General features: G+C 62.2%; 16 protein-coding genes. 7 read left to right on the forward strand and 9 right to left on the reverse strand.

The genetic code is table 11. The features are described from left to right. Nucleotides 1-410: 410 nt before the first annotated feature. Both Mhypo_RS10420 and purU read right to left on the reverse strand, forming a co-directional pair. Nucleotides 411-1658 carry a S1C family serine protease gene (locus Mhypo_RS10420; protein WP_119341233.1) on the reverse strand — a complete coding sequence of 416 codons (1248 nt, stop codon included), beginning with the start codon at nucleotides 1656-1658 and terminating at the stop codon, nucleotides 411-413. A 58-nt stretch (nucleotides 1659-1716) separates the two neighbouring features. Further along, nucleotides 1717-2577, reverse strand: a complete 861-nt coding sequence (gene purU / locus Mhypo_RS10425; RefSeq protein ID WP_119341234.1) for a formyltetrahydrofolate deformylase — start codon at nucleotides 2575-2577, stop codon at nucleotides 1717-1719. 148 nt (nucleotides 2578-2725) lie between these two features. On the opposite strand from purU, the gene Mhypo_RS10430 reads away from it, so the two are divergent. Then, nucleotides 2726-3268 (forward strand): hypothetical protein, encoded by a 543-nt coding sequence (locus tag Mhypo_RS10430; protein WP_119341235.1) that lies wholly within the window; start codon nucleotides 2726-2728, stop codon nucleotides 3266-3268. Here the strand turns inward: Mhypo_RS10430 and typA are convergent. Continuing rightward, a complete protein-coding gene (typA, locus tag Mhypo_RS10435; RefSeq protein WP_119341236.1) occupies nucleotides 3265-5052 on the reverse strand; it encodes a translational GTPase TypA in 1788 nt (595 codons plus the stop codon). The two genes, Mhypo_RS10430 and typA, sit on opposite strands and share 4 nt — an antisense overlap. A gap of 104 nt (nucleotides 5053-5156) precedes the next feature. Between typA and Mhypo_RS10440 the strand changes: the two genes are divergently transcribed. Then, nucleotides 5157-5738 (forward strand): Uma2 family endonuclease, encoded by a 582-nt coding sequence (locus tag Mhypo_RS10440; RefSeq protein WP_119341237.1) that lies wholly within the window; start codon nucleotides 5157-5159, stop codon nucleotides 5736-5738. On the opposite strand, the gene Mhypo_RS10445 is transcribed toward Mhypo_RS10440, so the two are convergent. The 5 genes from Mhypo_RS10445 to Mhypo_RS10465 form a co-directional block, all read right to left on the reverse strand. Further along, nucleotides 5727-7277: a GMC family oxidoreductase gene (locus Mhypo_RS10445; protein ID WP_119341238.1), complete on the reverse strand. Its 1551-nt coding sequence runs from the start codon at nucleotides 7275-7277 to the stop codon at nucleotides 5727-5729. The genes Mhypo_RS10440 and Mhypo_RS10445 overlap by 12 nt on opposite strands. A gap of 394 nt (nucleotides 7278-7671) precedes the next feature. After that, complete coding sequence (locus Mhypo_RS10450; RefSeq protein ID WP_119341239.1) at nucleotides 7672-8931, reverse strand: sensor histidine kinase; 1260 nt, start codon at nucleotides 8929-8931, stop codon at nucleotides 7672-7674. A gap of 74 nt (nucleotides 8932-9005) precedes the next feature. Beyond that, on the reverse strand, nucleotides 9006-9653 hold the full coding sequence (locus Mhypo_RS10455; protein ID WP_119341240.1) for a response regulator transcription factor: 648 nt from the start codon (nucleotides 9651-9653) through the stop codon (nucleotides 9006-9008). A gap of 112 nt (nucleotides 9654-9765) precedes the next feature. Next, the gene (locus tag Mhypo_RS10460) at nucleotides 9766-10308 is read right to left on the reverse strand and encodes a TetR/AcrR family transcriptional regulator (protein ID WP_119341241.1); all 543 of its coding nucleotides are present in this window, start codon (nucleotides 10306-10308) and stop codon (nucleotides 9766-9768) included. Nucleotides 10309-10403: 95 nt separating this feature from the next. Further along, on the reverse strand, nucleotides 10404-10877 hold the full coding sequence (locus tag Mhypo_RS10465) for a hypothetical protein (RefSeq protein ID WP_119341242.1): 474 nt from the start codon (nucleotides 10875-10877) through the stop codon (nucleotides 10404-10406). 114 nt (nucleotides 10878-10991) lie between these two features. Here Mhypo_RS10465 and Mhypo_RS10470 point away from each other — a divergent pair, with 114 nt between their 5' ends. After that, nucleotides 10992-11432, forward strand: coding sequence for a hypothetical protein (locus Mhypo_RS10470; protein ID WP_119341243.1), 441 nt, complete (start codon nucleotides 10992-10994; stop codon nucleotides 11430-11432). Nucleotides 11433-11445: 13 nt separating this feature from the next. Here the strand turns inward: Mhypo_RS10470 and Mhypo_RS10475 are convergent, their stop codons facing one another. Further along, nucleotides 11446-13026, reverse strand: a complete 1581-nt coding sequence (locus Mhypo_RS10475; protein WP_119341244.1) for a hypothetical protein — start codon at nucleotides 13024-13026, stop codon at nucleotides 11446-11448. A gap of 247 nt (nucleotides 13027-13273) precedes the next feature. Between Mhypo_RS10475 and Mhypo_RS10480 the strand changes: the two genes are divergently transcribed. Genes Mhypo_RS10480 through Mhypo_RS10495 form a run of 4 tightly spaced genes read left to right on the forward strand, consistent with a single transcriptional unit; the run spans nucleotide 13274 to nucleotide 18012 of the window. Then, nucleotides 13274-15184, forward strand: coding sequence for an alpha-amylase family protein (locus Mhypo_RS10480; protein ID WP_119341245.1), 1911 nt, complete (start codon nucleotides 13274-13276; stop codon nucleotides 15182-15184). An 11-nt stretch (nucleotides 15185-15195) separates the two neighbouring features. Beyond that, a complete protein-coding gene (locus tag Mhypo_RS10485; protein WP_119341246.1) occupies nucleotides 15196-16785 on the forward strand; it encodes an alpha-amylase family glycosyl hydrolase in 1590 nt (529 codons plus the stop codon). Continuing rightward, entirely contained in the window at nucleotides 16782-17234 is a 453-nt protein-coding gene (locus Mhypo_RS10490; RefSeq protein ID WP_170148270.1) for a low molecular weight protein-tyrosine-phosphatase, read from the forward strand. Before Mhypo_RS10485 ends, Mhypo_RS10490 begins: the two co-directional genes overlap by 4 nt. Beyond that, nucleotides 17221-18012, forward strand: coding sequence for a fructosamine kinase family protein (locus Mhypo_RS10495; protein ID WP_119341247.1), 792 nt, complete (start codon nucleotides 17221-17223; stop codon nucleotides 18010-18012). Before Mhypo_RS10490 ends, Mhypo_RS10495 begins: the two co-directional genes overlap by 14 nt. Nucleotides 18013-18028: the final 16 nt, after the last annotated feature.

Consider the following 18028-nt stretch of genomic DNA (forward strand, 5'->3'; position numbering starts at 1 on the left):
CGGGGGCCGATGGCCCTTCACTGTCGGTCGGCGAAGAAAGCGTCTCCCTTCCAAGGGGCGGTATCGCCCTCCGCTACGCGGATAACTTCCAAGGGGCGGTATCGCCCTCCGCTACGCGGATAACTTCGGCCCTGTTGATTCGTTACCGAACGGTAACGAATCAACTGAATCTGGTATAAGTCTGCCACTGAGACCAACTGTAGGCGTGTAGCCAAAACGATACCCAGAGTGGGAGTGGGTCTCCACGCCTTTCCCCTGTTCCCTAACCCCTACCCCCTGCTCCCTGCCTCACCTCTTCTGAAATATACAAAGTGTTCAGGCAGAGATGGTATGAGCTCGAGCTTGGCTGTGTCTAGCGATAGGGGTCACAACCAGAAGGCTCTAGGGTGGTCCAGTTGCCCCGTCCGCCCTTAGCGGATCACCTGCGGCACCACCCGCACATCGCGGGTCTGGCCGTCGCGCCAGACCTTCAGGTTCACAGCTTCGCCTGGCTTTTTGGAGAGCAGCACCGCGCGCAGGTCGTTGATATTGTTGATGGGGTTGCCGTCGGCCTCGAGCAGAATATCGCCATTGACCCCCAGTTCAATCACCTGCCCGGTGCGAAGCTGTAGCTGCACGGTACGGGTGGCTGGCCGCAAGCCCGCCCGCTCGGCGGGGCCGCCCCGCTCCACCTGTTGAATCATAAGACCGGTATCCGGCAGGCGATTCTGGCGGCGGATGTTCTCGGGGTACTCGCCCATCGAAAGCGCCGACAGGGTCACCCCAAGCCTTGGACGCGAACGCAGGATTTCCTCGGCGGTGATGTCCTTGCCGGCCTTAAGGTCGGCCAGGTACTGCTTGGCCAGGTTGATGGGGATGGCAAAACCAATCCCTGCCGACTGGGCCGCCCCAAAGGCCCCAGCCGAGCTATAGATGAAGGTATTGATGCCGATTACCTCACCGCGGGAGTTGAGTAGCGGCCCCCCGGAGTTGCCGGGGTTAATGGCCGCATCGGTCTGGATGACGGTGGGCACAAATGCCCCCTTACCACCCCCGCTGCCATCGTTGGGGTTGCGCCTGATGGCCGAAACAATGCCCTCAGTGACCGTAAATTCCAGTCCAAAAGGGTTGCCCATGGCAATGGCCTTCTGCCCCACCCGCACCTGGTCGGAGTCGGCTAAGCGCATGGGCTTGAGCTTCTCCCGCGGGGCCTGCACCCGGATCAGGGCCAGGTCTAAGGGCTCAGCCCGGCCAATCACCCGGGCGGGGTAGCTTTTGGGGTCGTTGTGAAAGCGCACCGTGATCTGGTCGGCCCCTTCAATCACGTGGTAATTGGTGAGGATTAGGCCGTCCTGATCGAGTACAAAGCCCGAGCCCGAGCCTTCCTGCGGCTGGGGCTGCAAAAAGGGTGAGAAAAAGCCAAAGTCCCGGCCAGCCTGCGGCGCACTTCGCACCGCCACGAACACCACGCCGTCCCCGCTACGCTGCACCACGTCCACGGTGTTGCGTTCGTTCTCGAGCAAAGCCCGGTTCTGGTCAAACGACTGCACCTGCACTTGCGTCTGTGGTTCGCTGGGGGCCGGGAGCGGGCTCTGGCTCTTGCTCAGATTGAACCAGGCCACCCCACCTCCCACCACCAGCAACACACCCAGGGCAATCGAAGCGTTTCTCATAGACATCTCAAAAACCTCCTTCCCTTAGTGTAGCCAACTACGGTGAAGACGGTGTGAAGTGCAATTATGAAAACACCACCGTTTTGTTGCCGTATACGATAATGCGGTCCTCGAGGTGCCACTGCACCGCCCGCGCCAGCACATTGCGCTCCAAATCCCGGCCCAGCCGCACCAGCTCGGCCACATCGTGCCGGTGCGAAACCCGGGCCACGTCCTGCTCGATGATGGGCCCTTCGTCGAGGGCCTCGGTGACGTAGTGGGCAGTGGCGCCGATAATCTTCACCCCGCGCGTGTAGGCCTGTTTGTAGGGGTTGGCCCCCACAAAAGCGGGCAAGAAGGAGTGGTGGATGTTGATGATGCGGTTGGGATAGCGCGCCACAAACTGCGGGGTGAGGATCTGCATGTAGCGGGCCAGCACCACAAGGTCGGTATCCTCCAGCAGTTGCAACATCTGGGCTTCTGCTTCCTCTTTGCGGTCTTTCTCCACCGGTACGTGGTGGTAGGGGATGCCAAAGCGCTCGACCTCCGGCCGCAGGTCTGGGTGGTTGGAAATCACCTGGGTAAGCTGGCAGGGCAGCTCGAGGTTGCTGTGCCGCCAGAGGAGTTCCAAGAGGGCGTGGTCGTATTTGGAGACCAGAATGGCCACCTTTTTGAGGTCAGCAGCGTAGGCGATACGCCAGTGCATCTCGAAACGGGCCGCTACCCGCTCGGCAAAGGCTTTTTCCAGGATTTCCCTCGAGACATCGAGGTGGGGGGTCTGAAACTCCAGGCGCATAAAAAATAGCCCCCCCTCGGGGTCGGTGGAGTGCTGGTCGAGGGCAGTGATATTGGCCCCGTGGTTGAAAAGAAAGTTCGAGACCGCCGCCACAATGCCGGGCCGGTCAGGGCAGGTGATTAGAAGCCGTGCAGTGGTGTCGGTCTGCATACCGGCATCAGGCTAAAGGCTCCAGGCGCAAAGCTCAAGGTAGGAGCGGGCCCAGAGGGGACAGGGAAGCGGGGTCGGCAAAGGAAGGCAAGTCGGAAGTCTATCCGCCAGTACACTGGCTTCGGCGCAGCTTGTGCAGAATGATGGCATGCAAAAGTGGATGATTGGCCTTTTTATTGGGCTTTGTTCGCTGGGATGGGCCCACCAGCCGTTCTGGAACCCCGGCTCACCCACCTTGCAGCAGGCCTACCGGGTTCTCGAGCCCACCATCTCCAAGGTTGTGACGGGTCAATTGGGCACGGGCCAGCTTGGCTTCTATGTCTTCGAGCTGGCCGCCGGTTTTGTGCTGGACCTGGGGCTTTTTGTGGGGGCCGCCTGTCCCGCCGCTTTTCAACCCCGGATGTGGCTGGTGGGGCCGGGGGTTCAAGGGAACCAACGCCCACCTTTCGCCATTCCTGAGGGCCTGGGGGCCAGGGTTTTTGAGGGCGGCTGGCACGAGTATCGGGGCCACGGCCTGGTCGCCCGCAAAGGCCCCGAATTGCGGGAGCGGCTTCAGGGCGGCACGTACTATGTGGTGGTGGAGGCTGGAAACGCCGCAGGCTATTACATGATTTCGCTTGCCGGCGCAGAGGTTCCGGGCGGGACAGCAGAGGGCCGGGCTGCTCTGGCTCGATTCAATCGCTGTGGCTAAATCGCCTCGGCCCGCTTGCGCTGGCTGGGGTCGAGCACCCGCTTCCTGAGGCGCAGGCTCTGGGGAGTGATTTCCAGAAGCTCATCGGGGGCCAGGAACTCCAGGGCCTCCTCGAGGGTGAACTTGCGCGGGGGAATGAGGCGGATGTTCTCATCGGAGCCCGCCGCCCGCACGTTGGTGAGTTTTTTGTTGATATTGACGTTCACGTTCAGATCGTTGTCGCGCACGTGCTCGCCCACAATCATGCCCACATAGACCTCGGTACCCGGCTCGATGAAGAAATTGATGCGCTCCTGCAAGCGATACAGACTGTAGGCGTAGGCCACCCCGGCCTCCATGGCCACCGCTGAGCCGGTGGTGCGGGTTTCCAGGCTGCCCACGTGCGGCCCGTAGGCATGGAAGTTATGGCTCATCACGCCCTCGCCCGCGGTGAGGGTCAGGAACAGGGTACGAAAACCAAACAGGGCGCGGGCCGGTACGGTGAACTCGGCGCGGATACGTCCACCTTCCTGCTCCATATGCACCATCTGGGCCTTGCGGCTGCCCAGGGTCTCCATCACCGGGCCGAACCTGGCCTCGGGCACATCTACTACCAGGTACTCGTAGGGCTCTTGAATCTGCCCATCCACTTCCTTAAACAACACGCTGGGCTGGCCCACCGATAGCTCGAAGCCCTCGCGCCGCATGGTCTCCAGGAGCACCGAGAGGTGGAGCTCGCCGCGCCCGTGTAGCTCGAAGGTGTCGGGGGTAACCTCGATTACGCGCAGGGCCACGTTGGTCTCGAGCTCCTTCAAAAGCCGCTCGCGAATCTGGCGACTGGTAACGAACTTGCCTTCCTTGCCCGAAAAAGGCGAGGTGTTGGGGGTTACGGTAATGCTCACGGTGGGCTCGTCCACCGCCAGGCGGGGCAGGGCCTCGGGGGCTTCACGGGCTGCGATGGTATCGCCGATTTCCACGCCTTCCATGCCCGCGATGGCCACGATGTCGCCGGGGGTGACTTCGTCTACCTCGAGGCGCTCTAAGCCCCGGTGGGTAAAGACCGCCACCACCTTCAGGTCACGCTGGCCGTGCTCACCCAGAATGGTCACATACTGGTTTTTGCGCACCGTACCCCGGTGCACCTTGCCCAGGGCAATCTTGCCCAGGAAGTTGGAGTAGTCCAGGTTGGCCACCCGAAGCTGGAAGGGGCCTAGGGCCACCTGAGGGGCGGGGATGTGCTGCAGGATGGCCTCGAAGAGGTCGGTCAGGTCGGGCTTGGGGGTCTGGCCCAGCCAGGCCGTCCCCTCCCGGCCCACCGCATACAGGTAGGGGAAGTCGAGCTGTTCGTCGGTAGCGCCCAGTTCGGCCATCAGGTCGAAGGTTTCGTTCAGGACTTCGTCGGGCCGGGCGTCTTTTTTGTCTACCTTGTTGATGACCACAATGGGCTTGAGGCCGGCCTCAATAGCCTTTTTGAGTACAAAGCGGGTCTGGGGCATGGGGCCTTCGGCGGCGTCTACCAGCAAGAGCACCCCGTCCACCATGCTGAGGGCCCGCTCCACCTCGCCGCCAAAGTCGGCGTGGCCGGGGGTATCCACAATGTTGATCTTGACGCCGCCCCATTCCACCGCGGTGTTCTTGGCCAGAATGGTAATGCCGCGCTCGCGCTCGAGGTCATTGGAGTCCATGATGCGCTCGCCGCCCTCGTCGTGGCGCGAGAGGGCCTTGGCCTGTTTAAGCATCGCGTCTACCAGGGTGGTCTTACCGTGGTCTACGTGCGCAATAATTGCGATATTTCTGAGTTCCATTGTATCTCCGGGGGACTGCACGCGCGAGCGGCGGGCAACCCTTGTAGTGTAGCGGATGAATGCAGGTTTGTATATGGAGCCATGAACCGCGCTAGAATTGGGTCATGGCCGCCCGCGCCCCCCGACCTTTGCGCCTGTCTAAGGAAGAGTGGCTCGAGCTTGAAAAACAAACCGACCAGCGTTACGAGTACCTGGACGGTTTTGTTTACGCCATGGCCGGCGAGAGCAAACGGCACAACGAGATTGTGCTTAACATTGCCGATGCCTTAAGAGCAAAAGCCAAATCGCGCGGCTGCGCTTTCCAGGTTCAAAATGTACGCACCTGGATTGCCAAGCTCAACCGCTACTACTACCCCGACGTGGTGGTCAGTTGCGCCGAAGAATCCCACAGCCACGAGATTCACCAGCCCTGCTTGATTGTCGAGGTGTTATCAAGCAGCACAATTGAGCGCGACCGACGCGAGAAGCTAGATGCATACTTTAAAATCCCCACGTTGATAACCTACCTGCTGGTCTCGCAGGCAGAGCGCAGGGTGGAAATCTTCCAGAAAACCCAGTGGAACCTGTGGTGGAGTGAGCTGGTCAACGAAGGGACTTTAGAGATTCCCTGCCTCGAGGCCAGTCTAAGCTTGGCCCAGATTTACGCCGGGCTGGCGGTGCCTGAAGCGCAGCCGCTAGACCCCTAACAGCAGGTCGGCGGCTCGCTCTGCCACCATCAGGGTGGGAATGTTGGTGTTGCCGCGAACCACCCCCGGCATCACCGAGGCGTCCACTACGTAGAGGTTCTCGGTTCCATAAACCTTCAGATGTTCGTCTACCACCTGCCCCATGCTGCACGTACCGGCGGGGTGGTAGAGGGTCTGGGCATACTGCCGAATGTAGGCGGCCATTTCAACAGGGCTTTTTACTTCGGCCTGGCGATGGTGGGGCTGCCCCCGGTAGGGATCAAAAGCTTTCTGGGCAGCGATTTCGCGGGCCCACTCCATTCCGATTCGCAACACTTCCAGATCCTGCGGCTCCTTCAGGTAGCGCGGCTCGATGAGCGGCGCGGCCTCCGGGTCGGCGCTCTTCAGGCCAATGAACCCCCGGCTCTGGGGCGCAATAAGCGTAGGGCCTATGGTGAAAAAGTAGCCCTCCTCGCGGTCGAAACCGTGATTGCTGAAGAAGGCCGGCCCAAAGTGGTACTGCAAATCGGGCGCGGGGGCCTGGGGCCGGGTGCGCACAAAAGCCCCGGCCTCGGCCACGTTGCTCACAAAGGGGCCGCTTTGGGTGAGCAGGTAGCGGAGGGTATTGGCGAGATTCTCGGCCTTGTCCAGGCTCACAGGCGCCTTGCAATGCCAGATGACCGGTAGGGCCAGGTGATCCCAGAGGTTCTGACCTACCGGCAGATCCAGGCGCACCTCGATTCCAAGCGATTTCAGAGAATCGGCAGGGCCAATCCCACAGAGCATCAGGAGTTGAGGTGACTGCACCGCACCGCTCGAGACGATCACCCCGCGGCTGGCCCGCACCCGCCAGAGCTGGCCCTGGTGGCGGTACTCCACCCCAGTAGCCTTAGCCCCCTCGAACAGAATGCGGTGGGCCCTGGCCCCGGTCTGGGCATCCAGGTTGGGGCGCGGCAGGGCCGGTAGCAGGTAGGCCGTGGCCGCGCTGTGTCGGGCCCCGTTTCTCTGGCTGACGTGAAAAAGGCCCACCCCTTCCTGCCGGGGGCCGTTGAAGTCATGGTTGTGCTCCAGGCCCCACTGCGCGGCGGCCTCAACGAAAGCCAGGCTCAGGGGATTGGTGTACTTACGTACCTCTACGTGCAAGGGGCCGCGGTCGCCGTGGTACTCGGAGGGGCCCAGGGGGTGGGTCTCGAGTTTCTTGAAGTAAGGCAGCACCTCGGCAAACGACCACCCCGGCTGCCGCCAGTCGTCGTAGTCGCGGGGGTTACCGCGAATCGCAATCATGGCATTGATACCGCTGCTGCCCCCCAGCCCCTTGCCCCGGGGCCAGTACAAAACGCGCCCCCCCAGTAAAGCCTGTGGTTCGGTGGAAAAAGCCCAGTCGTAGGGGCCTTTGAACAGCTTGGGAAAAGCCGCCGGGGCTTTGTGGTACAGGCCCTGCATGGGCTCACCGGCCTCGAGCACCAGCACCTTGAGATCGGGTTTGGCGCTCAGCCGGTTGGCCAGCACGCAACCCGCCGAACCTGCCCCCACAATGACGTAGTCGTATTCCTGTCTCATTCGAGGTCATTTTAGAACGACCGCGAAAAATGCGCCATCAACGCGCCTTTATTGCTATCTTGAATGGGTGGTAGGGGTAGCTTGGTTGAAGGTTGAGCGCAGGCAGGACAACCCCCCGTCATACCGGATTCAAAAAGACAGTTCACAAAACCAAAAAACCCATAGGTTGTCTTTTTGAATCCTAGAGCACACCCCTCCCTTGAGTACCGGCGCTAGCCGGGGGCCGATGGCCCTTCACTGTCGGTCGGCGAAGAAAGCGTCTCCCTTTCCAAGGGGCGGTATCGCCCTCCGCTACGCGGATAACTTCCAAGGGGCGGTATCGCCCTCCGCTACGCGGATAACTTCGGCCCTGTTGATTCGTTACCATTCGGTAACGAATCAACCGAATCTGGCATCAGCCATTGGCTCCCGGCAACCAAACCCCCACCCGGGCCCCACCCTCGGGGCGATTCTCGGCGCGGGCCTTGCCTCCCATCCCTAAAGCGATGGCGGCTACCATCGCTAAGCCCAGGCCCACCCCATCGCTTCGGTCGTTCTTGACAAAAGCTTCGAAAGCTCTGGGCAGAACCTCGAGCGGGAAGCCGGGGCCTCGGTCGTAGATCCAAAGCCAGATCCCTTCATGCTCGGCCTCGAGCACAATCTTCTCCAGACCACCAGCGTGCTTTTGGGCGTTCTGAACCAGGTTTTCAATCACCAGCGAAAGCAGCCTGGGGTCGGCCTCCACCCATCCACTCCCCTCAACCTGTAGCCCGCGTTGCTCGAAAAAAGCTTTCAAGTTCAGCGGCTCTACCGGTACCCGGCCCTGGCCTTCCAGCCGGGCCAGGGTTAGCAAGCCCTGCAAAAGCGACTCCATGCGCAGCGCCTCGCGCAGGGCACCCTCGGTGGCCCTGGGTTCCCCGGGCCGGCGCTGCAACACCTCCAGGTAGCCCTTGAGGGCAGCCAGGGGATTGCGCAGTTCGTGCGAGGCCCCATAGGCAAAACGCCGCGCAGCCTGCTCCTGCACTTTGAGCCGGTGCAGAGCGGCTTTGAGCTCGTTCATCAGGGTATTCATGGCTTCCACCGCAGGACGGGCTTCGGGAAGCTGGGGAGACGGAAGCGGCTCGAGGTTTTCGGCGTTGCGCCGGGCCAGTTCCCGCGAAACCGTGTCCAGCGGACGCAGCGAGCGGGAAAGGCCAAAGGCCCCCACCGCAAACGCCAGCAGGGCCAGCACACCCCCAATCCCCAGATAAATCTGTAGCAACCGCTGCGGCAGGGCGGCTACCTCTTCCAGAGGGGTGCCCAGGCCCAATCCCCCCGCATCGCTGGGCAACGCCACCCACAGCCAGTTGTCCCGAATCTGGCGAAAGCTCTGGCCCTGGGACAGCGCCTCCTCGAGGCCCTCGGGGAGTTGATAATCGCCCAGGTCAGTGTAGGCAATGCGGCCTTCGGGGCTCAGGATAAACCCAACCCCACCGAACTCCTGCACTATTTGCGCCAAATCCTGAATGCGCACCTGCCCCTGGCTGATCAAAAAACCCAGCCTGAAGAGGGCGGCCCGCTCGAGGGTGTCCTGCACGGTGCGCTGGGCCTGCCGAACCGTTAAGACACCCAGCGGAACCCAGAGCAGGGCCAGGGCCAGCAGCAGCCACAGGAGTAGTCGCAGGCGAAGGGTCATGAGTAGGGTCGGGGAACCGGGAACAGGGGTCGGGGGTCAGAGCAAAGCGGTGCGTTGGGTGCTGTGGGCCTCGATCACTTCCTCAAGATATAGCCATGCCCTCGCAGGGTGTGGAGCAGCATGGGTTCACCCAAGGCCCGGCGCAACGCAGAAAGGTGCACCTCGAGGGTGTTGGGCTCGACCTCCTCACCCCAGACCCGCTGCATCAGGGTTTCCTTGGGCAAGAGGCGCTCGGGGTGCTCCAAAAAACACTGCAATATCTGCAAGGCTTTGGGCGAAAGCTCCAGTAGCCGCTCCCCCCGGCGGGCCTCCATTTTGCGTGGGTACAGCAGTACATCGGCATAGGAGAGCACCTCCTCGTCGCGCTTACTGCGGCGCAACAGGGCCTCGAGGCGGGCCACGAGCTCCGAGAGGGCGTAGGGTTTGACCAGATAATCGTCGGCCCCTTCGCGCAGGCCTTTGACCCGCCATTCCACCTCGTCCAGTGCGGTCAGCATCAGCACCGGCACCGCACTCACCCTGCGGATCTCGCGCAAAACCCCAAACCCATCGCCCCCCGGCAACAGCACATCCAGCACCACCACATCCGGGCCCTCGGCCAGCTTGCGCAAACCCTCGGCGCCACTGGCCGCTTCCAGTACCTGGTAGCCCTCGAGCTCCAAACCCAAGCGCAACGCTTCGCGTACCCCCAGATCGTCTTCGATCAGCAGCACCAAGGCCATAAAGCTATTGTGGCAGACCCAGGCTGAACCTGGGCTTATGCAGGCATAAGTCGAAGGCTGAAGGTTCAAAGCTCAAGTTAGACAACTGGCTCATGGCAAATAATCCAGAGCGCTAAGTGTTGCTCTGTTCGGGCAGGCCCCGCACAAAGAGATCTACCCCTTCTTGTAAGAGCATTTCAGCCGAAAAACCGGGTATGTGCTGGGCGGTCATGTACGCCCCGTGCACAATCGAAGCGAAAACCACCGCGAGCGCTCTGCCGTGTCCAGGTGACACTTTCTCCAATATATTTGCGAGTTGCTCCACACCCCGGCTCAAAGCTTTTTGGGCCAGCAACACCGCTTCCTGATCGCCCCCCCGACGGCCCGAGTGGGCGGTCATGAGGGCGGTTAGCGGTTCTACCTGTCCACGGTAGGCCAGGGCCATGGCCATCAGGCGCTCGTGCAGGGTGCCGGGGCGCGAAAGCGCCCGCTGGGTCTCCTGAAAGCCCTCCTCGAGCAAAGCTTCCAGCAGAGCCCGCTTGGAAGCAAAGTGGTGATAGACTGCCGCTTTGGTCAGACCCAGGGTTCGCGCCAGGTCTTCCATGCTGGTCGCCGCATACCCGCGCTCTGCAAACGCTTTACGGGCCTTTTGCAGGAGAGCCTGACGGGTGTCCATGCCGCTATAGCGTACGCCCCTTTTTTTCTATCCTGGTGTAGTTCCAGCAACAGAAATATAGAGCAACAGACAGGGCAAACCCTGGTGAGGGTATCTCAAAAAAGGTAGTTGACCCCAAAACGAATCTGGATTCCGAAAGCCGTTCCGTAAATCCCGGTGGCATCGCTGGCCAGGTAAAGGGTCGGGACGGCCTCGGCAAACAAGCTAGCATCGCTGGCGGTGCTGTAATTCACTCCAGCCAGACCCCGAATCCCAAAAAAGTTCAGCGCACCCAAACCCACCCAGTTGGCGCCAATCCCCCCATAAGGCAGCAGCCGACCGGCGCCAAACGGGAACAGCAGGTCGGCCCCCAGCTCCAAAAAGTTGGGGTTTAACCCAATCCCCACATTGGCCCTGGCCCCAAAGCCACCCCCGAGATTGTAGCTCCCCGCCTGCAACATCAAGCTGGTAAGGGGGGTGCCCTCCACCCACTGAAACACCAGGCTGGCCCCTGCGAAGGGTCGGTTGCTCTGTGCGAAAGCAGCCAATCCCCAAACGAGCAACACAAGAACGGCCAAACGTTTGCCCATACGGGTACATTTTAGGGGGCCTATCGGGGTAATAGGACCCAAAGTTTGTTACATAAAGATTTCATTAGCAAGCCCTAAGACTTCCCCCGCGGCCATCTCTCTACACTGCAAACTATGCGCGCAGCCTATCTAGCGGTATTGCTCCTGGCTCCACTTGCAGCCTGTGGGGGTCAAAGCGTTTTCAAGCCTCCCAGCAACCCAGGCTCGCCCCCGCCAGCGTCTGGAGAAAGTTTTAGCATGGCCGCAGAGCCCTTTACCCTGGCCCGGGGCGGCACCGCCACCCTTACGGTACGGGTTACGTTTAACGCCAGCAACCTGACCCGCGTCTTTTTGAGTTACCAGGGCAATACCCTGGGCCCCGAGGTCACACCCAGGGAGCAAAACGCCCTGCGGGGAAGCTCCAACACCCAGACCGCTACCTTTACGGTGCGCGATGGCGGCATAGACCCCATGGAAAAGAAGCCATTTTTCTATATATACGGCATTGCTTGCACCAGCAACGGTTGTAGCAACCAGTCCCAGCGGAGCATTACCGTGCAGTGGAACATGCCCTAGGTGGCATCATTGCTCAGTTAACTGTGCCCAGTGCGCCTTCAAGCTCCACGTCCTGGGTGCTACCCCCACGCACGTACAGCCCCCGCCAGGCATCCTCGGTGGTGAAGAAGCCGTCCAGACGCAGGTCGGTTCCGGGCTTGATGTACTGCTTGAGCGGACCGACGCCGGAGTTGCGGTCGCCTGCGCTGTAGGGGCCATCGCCATAGAGGTTGGTCTCGAAGTAGCCGTCGCCGTCGGGGTCGAGTTCGGGCTTGTAGCGCAGGCGCAGGTTCATGATTTGTAAGGTGCGGCGGGTGCTGGAGGAACTGTTGGTAATCAGATCGGTGCAGTTGAGACTGTTGCAGGCCGTCGCGGGGTTCTGGATGTCAATGCCCATACCGGGGCCGCTGAACTCCATACCCAGCGCCCTGACCAGCCCACCGTCCCACTGTTCGTAGCCCGAGTTGTTCGCTGCGATGCGGATGCGCTTGGAGGCACGCGTGTTTTGCACTTGCTGGCCGATTTGCTCTTGATTCACCTGCTGGCCCGTGCGGGGGTCGGTGCAGGTGTTGACAAAGAAGGGGTTATCGCCCTGGTTTTGCCTCGAGGCCCCAAAGTCGCCCTTGTAGTTGAGCTCAGCCAGCTTCTCACCGGTGCGCCAGCGGGTAGCCACCACCACCACGGTGTGGAAGCGAGCACAAACCCGCTGGTCGGTGCTGGTCTCGGAGTGAATATTGATGTACCAACCAATATCACCGTCTCGAATGGCAAAACCCTTGAAGCCCTCGGCCCGCTCGGGCTGGTTGTTGGTGTACTGCGCGGTATACAGGAAGGGTGCCCGGTATCCAACCAGGCCAGGGTCGGAGTTATGGTCGTGGCGGTAGTAGCACCAGTACACCGGGTCGATCTGGGGATGCCAGCTAGGGTAGTTGCGGTTATCGGGGCCCTTGGCTACCCAGAGGTTATCGAGCCAGGAGGGGCAGGTGGTGTTGGGCAGGGGCCGTTCGGTAATGCCGCTCGGTAGGGCTGGCTCTGCCGAAGGCTGTCCGTTGCCCTCGGCCAGCAGCACCCAGTACTCTCCTTTACCTTCCGGGGAACCCAGGGTCACCTCACCAGCCCGGAAAGTGCGGGTGTAGGTGTTAAACTTCTTGCCATCGGCAGCGGTGGTCTCCCCCCGGCGCCAGCCCGAAAGCCACAGCGCGGAGTTCTCCCAGGCCACCACCAGCGTGGCCTCGCGGGTCAGGTTCAGGCGCAGCCAGTCCGCACGGGTCGAACTGGAGCCGGGTGCATCCAGAAGATCCCAGCCGGCATACTCGGTGAAGCGCGGCCCGGAAGCCTGGTTTGGGTTATTGGGGTTGCGGTTTTTGTCGGCCTGACGGGGCCAGTAGCGCAATCCGCCGTAGTTGGCTCGCAGTCGGCCATTTTCCTCACTCACCACCACATAGCGCGAGAGCAACGTAAGGGGCTGGTTGGTGGGGTGCTGGGTGAGCGGCTCGGCCAGAAAAGGGCCATTGGAACTATCGGGGGTAGGGTTATCGGTGTACTCTCCCCCGCCACAGGCCCCCAAACAAAGCCCCAGCCCCCCCAGCAGCGAAAGCATCTTCATTCGTTGCATGTAATCCTCCCCGGAACCCTGCTCATCTAGCGAGCAACTCTTAGCCCTAAAGTACAAGGACTCTTGCGCGTTGCTTTTCTGGATTAACCAGAGCTTAAGAAAAGCAAACGCGTCGGCTCAGAAAGCCCTAACCGACCTCACAAAAAGCCCGCTGGAGCGTTACATTCTTAAGAGCAAAACGTGGGCCTGGCTGCACAACCCGCTTTGTGCGAAACGCACCCAAGGATTACGTAGAATACATGAGCGCATGGACGACCCACTTTTCTTTGAGGGTATCTCTGGTCAAATCAAAACATTAGAGGCCCACCGCAGCGCCGACCTGCGGGCTCGAGTTCACCGCTACCTGCCCGACCTGCTCGTGGGCTTGCAAGCGGTCTATCCAGAGGCCCCCCAGGTGGCCCAACGAGTTGCCGGCGTAATCGGGCGCAACCTGGCCGAGCGCCCCCAGGATTTGCAGGCTTTGGATCTGGAGCGTATCCACACCCCGGACTGGTTTCAAAAGCCCCACATGCACGGCTACATCGCCTACGCCGACCGCTTCGCAGGGAACCTCCGGGGCGTGGCCGAGCGCGTTCCCTACCTGAAGGAGCTGGGCATCCGCTACCTGCACCTGATGCCGCTGCTGCTACCCCGCGAGGGCGAGAACGACGGGGGTTACGCCGTGGCCGACTACCGGCGGGTGCGCCCCGACCTAGGAACCATGGACGACCTGCAAGCCCTCTGCACAAAGCTCCGCCAGGAGGGGATAAGTCTTTGCCTGGATCTGGTACTAAATCATGTGGCCCGTGAACACCCCTGGGCCCAGGCCGCCCGCCAGGGCGACCCCAGGTACCGCGACTACTTCTATATCTATCCCGACCGCACCATGCCCGACGCCTTCGAGCGCACCCTGCCCGAGGTTTTTCCCGACTTCGCCCCCGGCAACTTCACCTGGGACGACGAACTGGGGGGCTGGGTCTGGACGACCTTCAATAGCTGGCAGTGGGATGTGAACTGGAGCAACCCCGAGGTGTTCCTGGAGTACCTCGACCTGATTTTGTGGCTGGCCAACCGGGGGGTGGAGGTCTTCCGGCTGGATGCCATCGCCTTCACCTGGAAGCGCCTGGGTACGAACTGCCAGAACCAGCCCGAAGTGCACGCCCTTACGCAGGCCCTGCGGGCGGCGGTGCGGATCGGCGCCCCCGCCGTGGCCTTCAAGGCCGAGGCCATCGTGGCCCCCGAAGACCTGATTGCCTACCTGGGCACCGGAGCGCACTACGGCAGGGTCTCGGAGCTGGCCTACCACAACACCCTGATGGTGCAGATCTGGAGCAGCCTGGCCAGCCGCGATACCCGCCTTTTCACCCAGGCCCTGAAGCGCTTTCCCCAAAAACCCCCTAACGCCGCCTGGGCTACCTACCTGCGCTGCCACGACGACATCGGCTGGGCCATCTCCGACACCGACGCCGCCGCCGTGGGACTCGATGGGGCCGCCCACCGCCGCTTTTTGTCCGAGTTCTACAAGGGCGACTTTCCGGGGTCGTTTGCCCGGGGGATGCATTTTCAGGAAAACCCCGCCACCGGCGACCGGCGCACCTCGGGCAGTGCGGCCAGCCTGGCCGGGCTCGAGACCGCCCTGGAATCGGGCCACCCGCGCCTGGTGAACCTGGCCATAGAGCGCCTCCTGCTGGCCCATGCGGTCTTTGTCGGCTACGGTGAGGGCATCCCGCTCATCTACATGGGCGACGAGCTGGGGATGCTCAACGACTACGACTACGTAAAGGAACCCGCCCACAAAGACGACAACCGCTGGCTGCACCGGCCCCGGATGGACTGGGCCAAAGCCCAGAAGCGGCATCAGGAAGGCACGGTAGAGCACCGCCTGTTCCAGGGCCTGAAAGCTTTGCTGGAGGCTCGAGCCCGCACCCCCCAGCTCCACGCGGCCTTTCCCACCCGCCCGCTCTGGCAGCCCAACCCCCATCTGCTGGTGCTGGGCAGACCCCACCCCGAGGGCACCCTGGTACAGGTGTATAACTTCAGCGAGCAAGACCAGGCCCTGCCCTGGGAAACCCTGCGGGCCGAGGGTATCGTGCAGCCCTACGACCAGCTCACCCAGGCCCCCGCCCCGGCCTACCTGATGCCCTACGCCCGGCTGTGGCTAACGCAGCACCGGCTTTGAAGGAGCTTTGTATGGAATGGTGGAAAACCGCAAGCATCTATCAGATTTACCCCCGCAGCTTCCAGGACTCGGGCGGCGACGGCATCGGCGACCTGCCGGGCATCCGCAAGCGCCTGCCCTACATCCGCGACCTGGGCTTCGATGCCATCTGGCTCTCGCCTTTTTACAAAAGTCCCATGAAGGACTTCGGCTACGACGTGGCCGACTACTGCGACGTAGACCCCATCTTTGGCACCCTGAAGGACTTCGACGGGCTGCTGGAAGACGCCCACCGGCTGGGCCTAAAAGTGCTCATCGACTTTGTGCCCAACCACACCTCCGACCAGCACCCCTGGTTTTTGGAGTCCCGGTCGTCCCGCGACAACCCCAAGCGCGACTGGTACGTCTGGCGCGACCCCGCCCCGGACGGCGGCCCCCCCAACAACTGGCAGGCCTACTTCGGCGGGCCTTCCTGGACTTTCGACCCACAAACCGGCCAGTACTACCTGCACCAGTTTTTGCCCGAGCAGCCCGACCTCAACTGGCGTAACCCCGAGGTACGCCAGGCCATGTACGACGTAATGCGCTTCTGGCTGGATAAGGGGGTGGACGGTTTTCGGGTTGATGTGCTCTGGCTGCTGGTGGAGGACGCCCTCTTCCGCGACGAGCCCGACAACCCCCACTACAAGCCCGGCGACATCGACCGCTTCCGCCATATTCACATCTACCAGGAAGACCAGCCCGAGACCCGCCAGATTGTGCAGGAGATGCGCGCGGTGCTCGACGAGTATCCGGGCGACCGGGTGATGGTGGGGGAAATCTACCTGCCCTACGAGCAGCTCATGCCCTACTACGGCACCGCAGAAAAGCCCGGTTGCCACCTGCCCTTCAACTTCCACCTGATTTTCAGGGGCCTCAACAACTGGACCGCCGAAAACATTCGCAGCATTGTGGAGGAGTACGAAAAGAGCCTGCCGCCCTTCGCCACCCCCAACTGGGTGCTGGGCAACCACGACCAGCACCGCCTGGCCACCCGCATCGGGCACGACCAGGCCCGGGTAGCTGCAATGATGCTTTTTACCCTGCGGGGCTCACCCACCTGGTACTACGGCGACGAGATTGGCATGGTGGATGGGCAGATCCCGCCCGAAAAGGTGCAGGATCCCGCCGCTTTGCGCCAGCGCGGGGCCTCGGGCGAACATGGCCTGGATCCGGGCCGCGACCCCGAGCGCACCCCCATGCAGTGGACGCCCCACGCCTACGCCGGGTTCAGTACCCGTGAGCCCTGGCTTCCCATCTCGCCCGATTACACCGAACGAAACGTGGAGGCCCAAGATGCCGACCCCTTCTCGATGCTGACCCTGGTTCGCACCCTGCTGGTGGTGCGGCGGGAGACCCCCGCCCTGCTCGGCGGGGCCTACCAGAGCTACAAGGCCCCTGAGGGGGTGTTTGCCTACCTGCGCGGCGGTGAGGTGCTGGTGGCGCTGAACTTTACCCCGGAGCCCAAAACCCTCTCCACACCCGGAGGGGAGGTACTGCTTTCGACCTACCTCGACCGCTACGACAAAGTGGAGGGGGTGCTCGAGCTCCGCCCCCACGAAGGCGTTATCGTAAAACTATGACGCGGGTGCTCTTTGTTTGCATGGGCAACATCTGCCGCAGCCCCATGGCCGAGGGCATCCTGCGGCGTAAGCTACGCGAGCGCGGCCTGGAGGGACAGTTCGAGGTAGACTCCTGCGGCACCGGCGGCTGGCACGAGGGCGAGCCCGCCGATCCGCGCACCGAGCAGGTGCTGGCCCGGTACAACGCCCTGTTTCCCCACACCGCCCGCCGGGTTCGCGCCGAGGACTTAGACCACTTTGACCATATCTTTGTGATGGACAAGGAAAACCTCTGGACCCTCGAGCGCATGTTCCCTGCTCACCGGGGCAAGGCCCGGCTGCTCCTGGAGCTGAACGGCGGGGGCGAGGTGCCCGACCCCTACTACGGCGGCCTGGCGCAGTTTGAGCAGGTCTACCGGATGCTGGACGAGGCGCTCGAGGTGTTCCTGCAGACCCATGCACCCCGCTGAACTGCTACGCCAGGCCCGGCTCAAGGAATACCCCCTAGAGCCTCTGCACGGGGGCGATATAAGCCAGGTCTGGCGGGCTGGGCCCTACGTGGTCAAAACCCACCCCAGCCCTCCCGCCGGTATGTTCCAGGCCGAGGCCCGGGGACTATTTGCCCTGTCTCAGGCCGGCATGCGCGTGCCCGAGGTGTACTGGGCTAGCAACGAGGGGCTGGTAATGGAATATCTGCCGCCAGGCGAGCCAGACTGGGAAAAGCTGGCCCGGATGCTGGCCGGCCTGCACAGGCTGCGCCCCCCGGCCTATGGCTGGGACGACCGGGTATTTTTGGGCCATTTTGAGCTGCCAGGTGGAACCCAAAGCGACTGGCAAAGCTTCTGGGCGGAAAAGCGCATCCAGCCCCTTCTGGAAGCCACCTGGCGCCAGTTGGGGTCGCTGGGGCCCCGGGTCGAAGCCTTGTTCAAGGAGCCCTTGCCCCAAGAGGGCCCAGCCCTGATCCACGGCGACCTGTGGCAGGGGAATGTGCACCATGCCCAGGCGGGGCCGGCCCTGCTGGATCCCTCGGTCTGGTGGGGCGAACGGGCGGTTGACCTGGCCATGATGACCCTGTTCGGCGGCTTTCCAGCCCCGTTCTGGAAGGTATACCGCGTGCTCTACCCCATTCCCCCCGAGATTGAACTGGCCCTTCCGCGCTACCAGGTTTACTACGTGCTGGTGCATGTACTTTTTTTCGGCTCGAGCTACCTGCCCTTGCTGTTGCGCACCCTGGGGACTGCCAGGTAGCGATACCCTTCACGTA

Source organism: Meiothermus hypogaeus (assembly GCF_003574035.1).
Taxonomy (GTDB): Bacteria; Deinococcota; Deinococci; order Deinococcales; family Thermaceae; genus Meiothermus; species Meiothermus hypogaeus.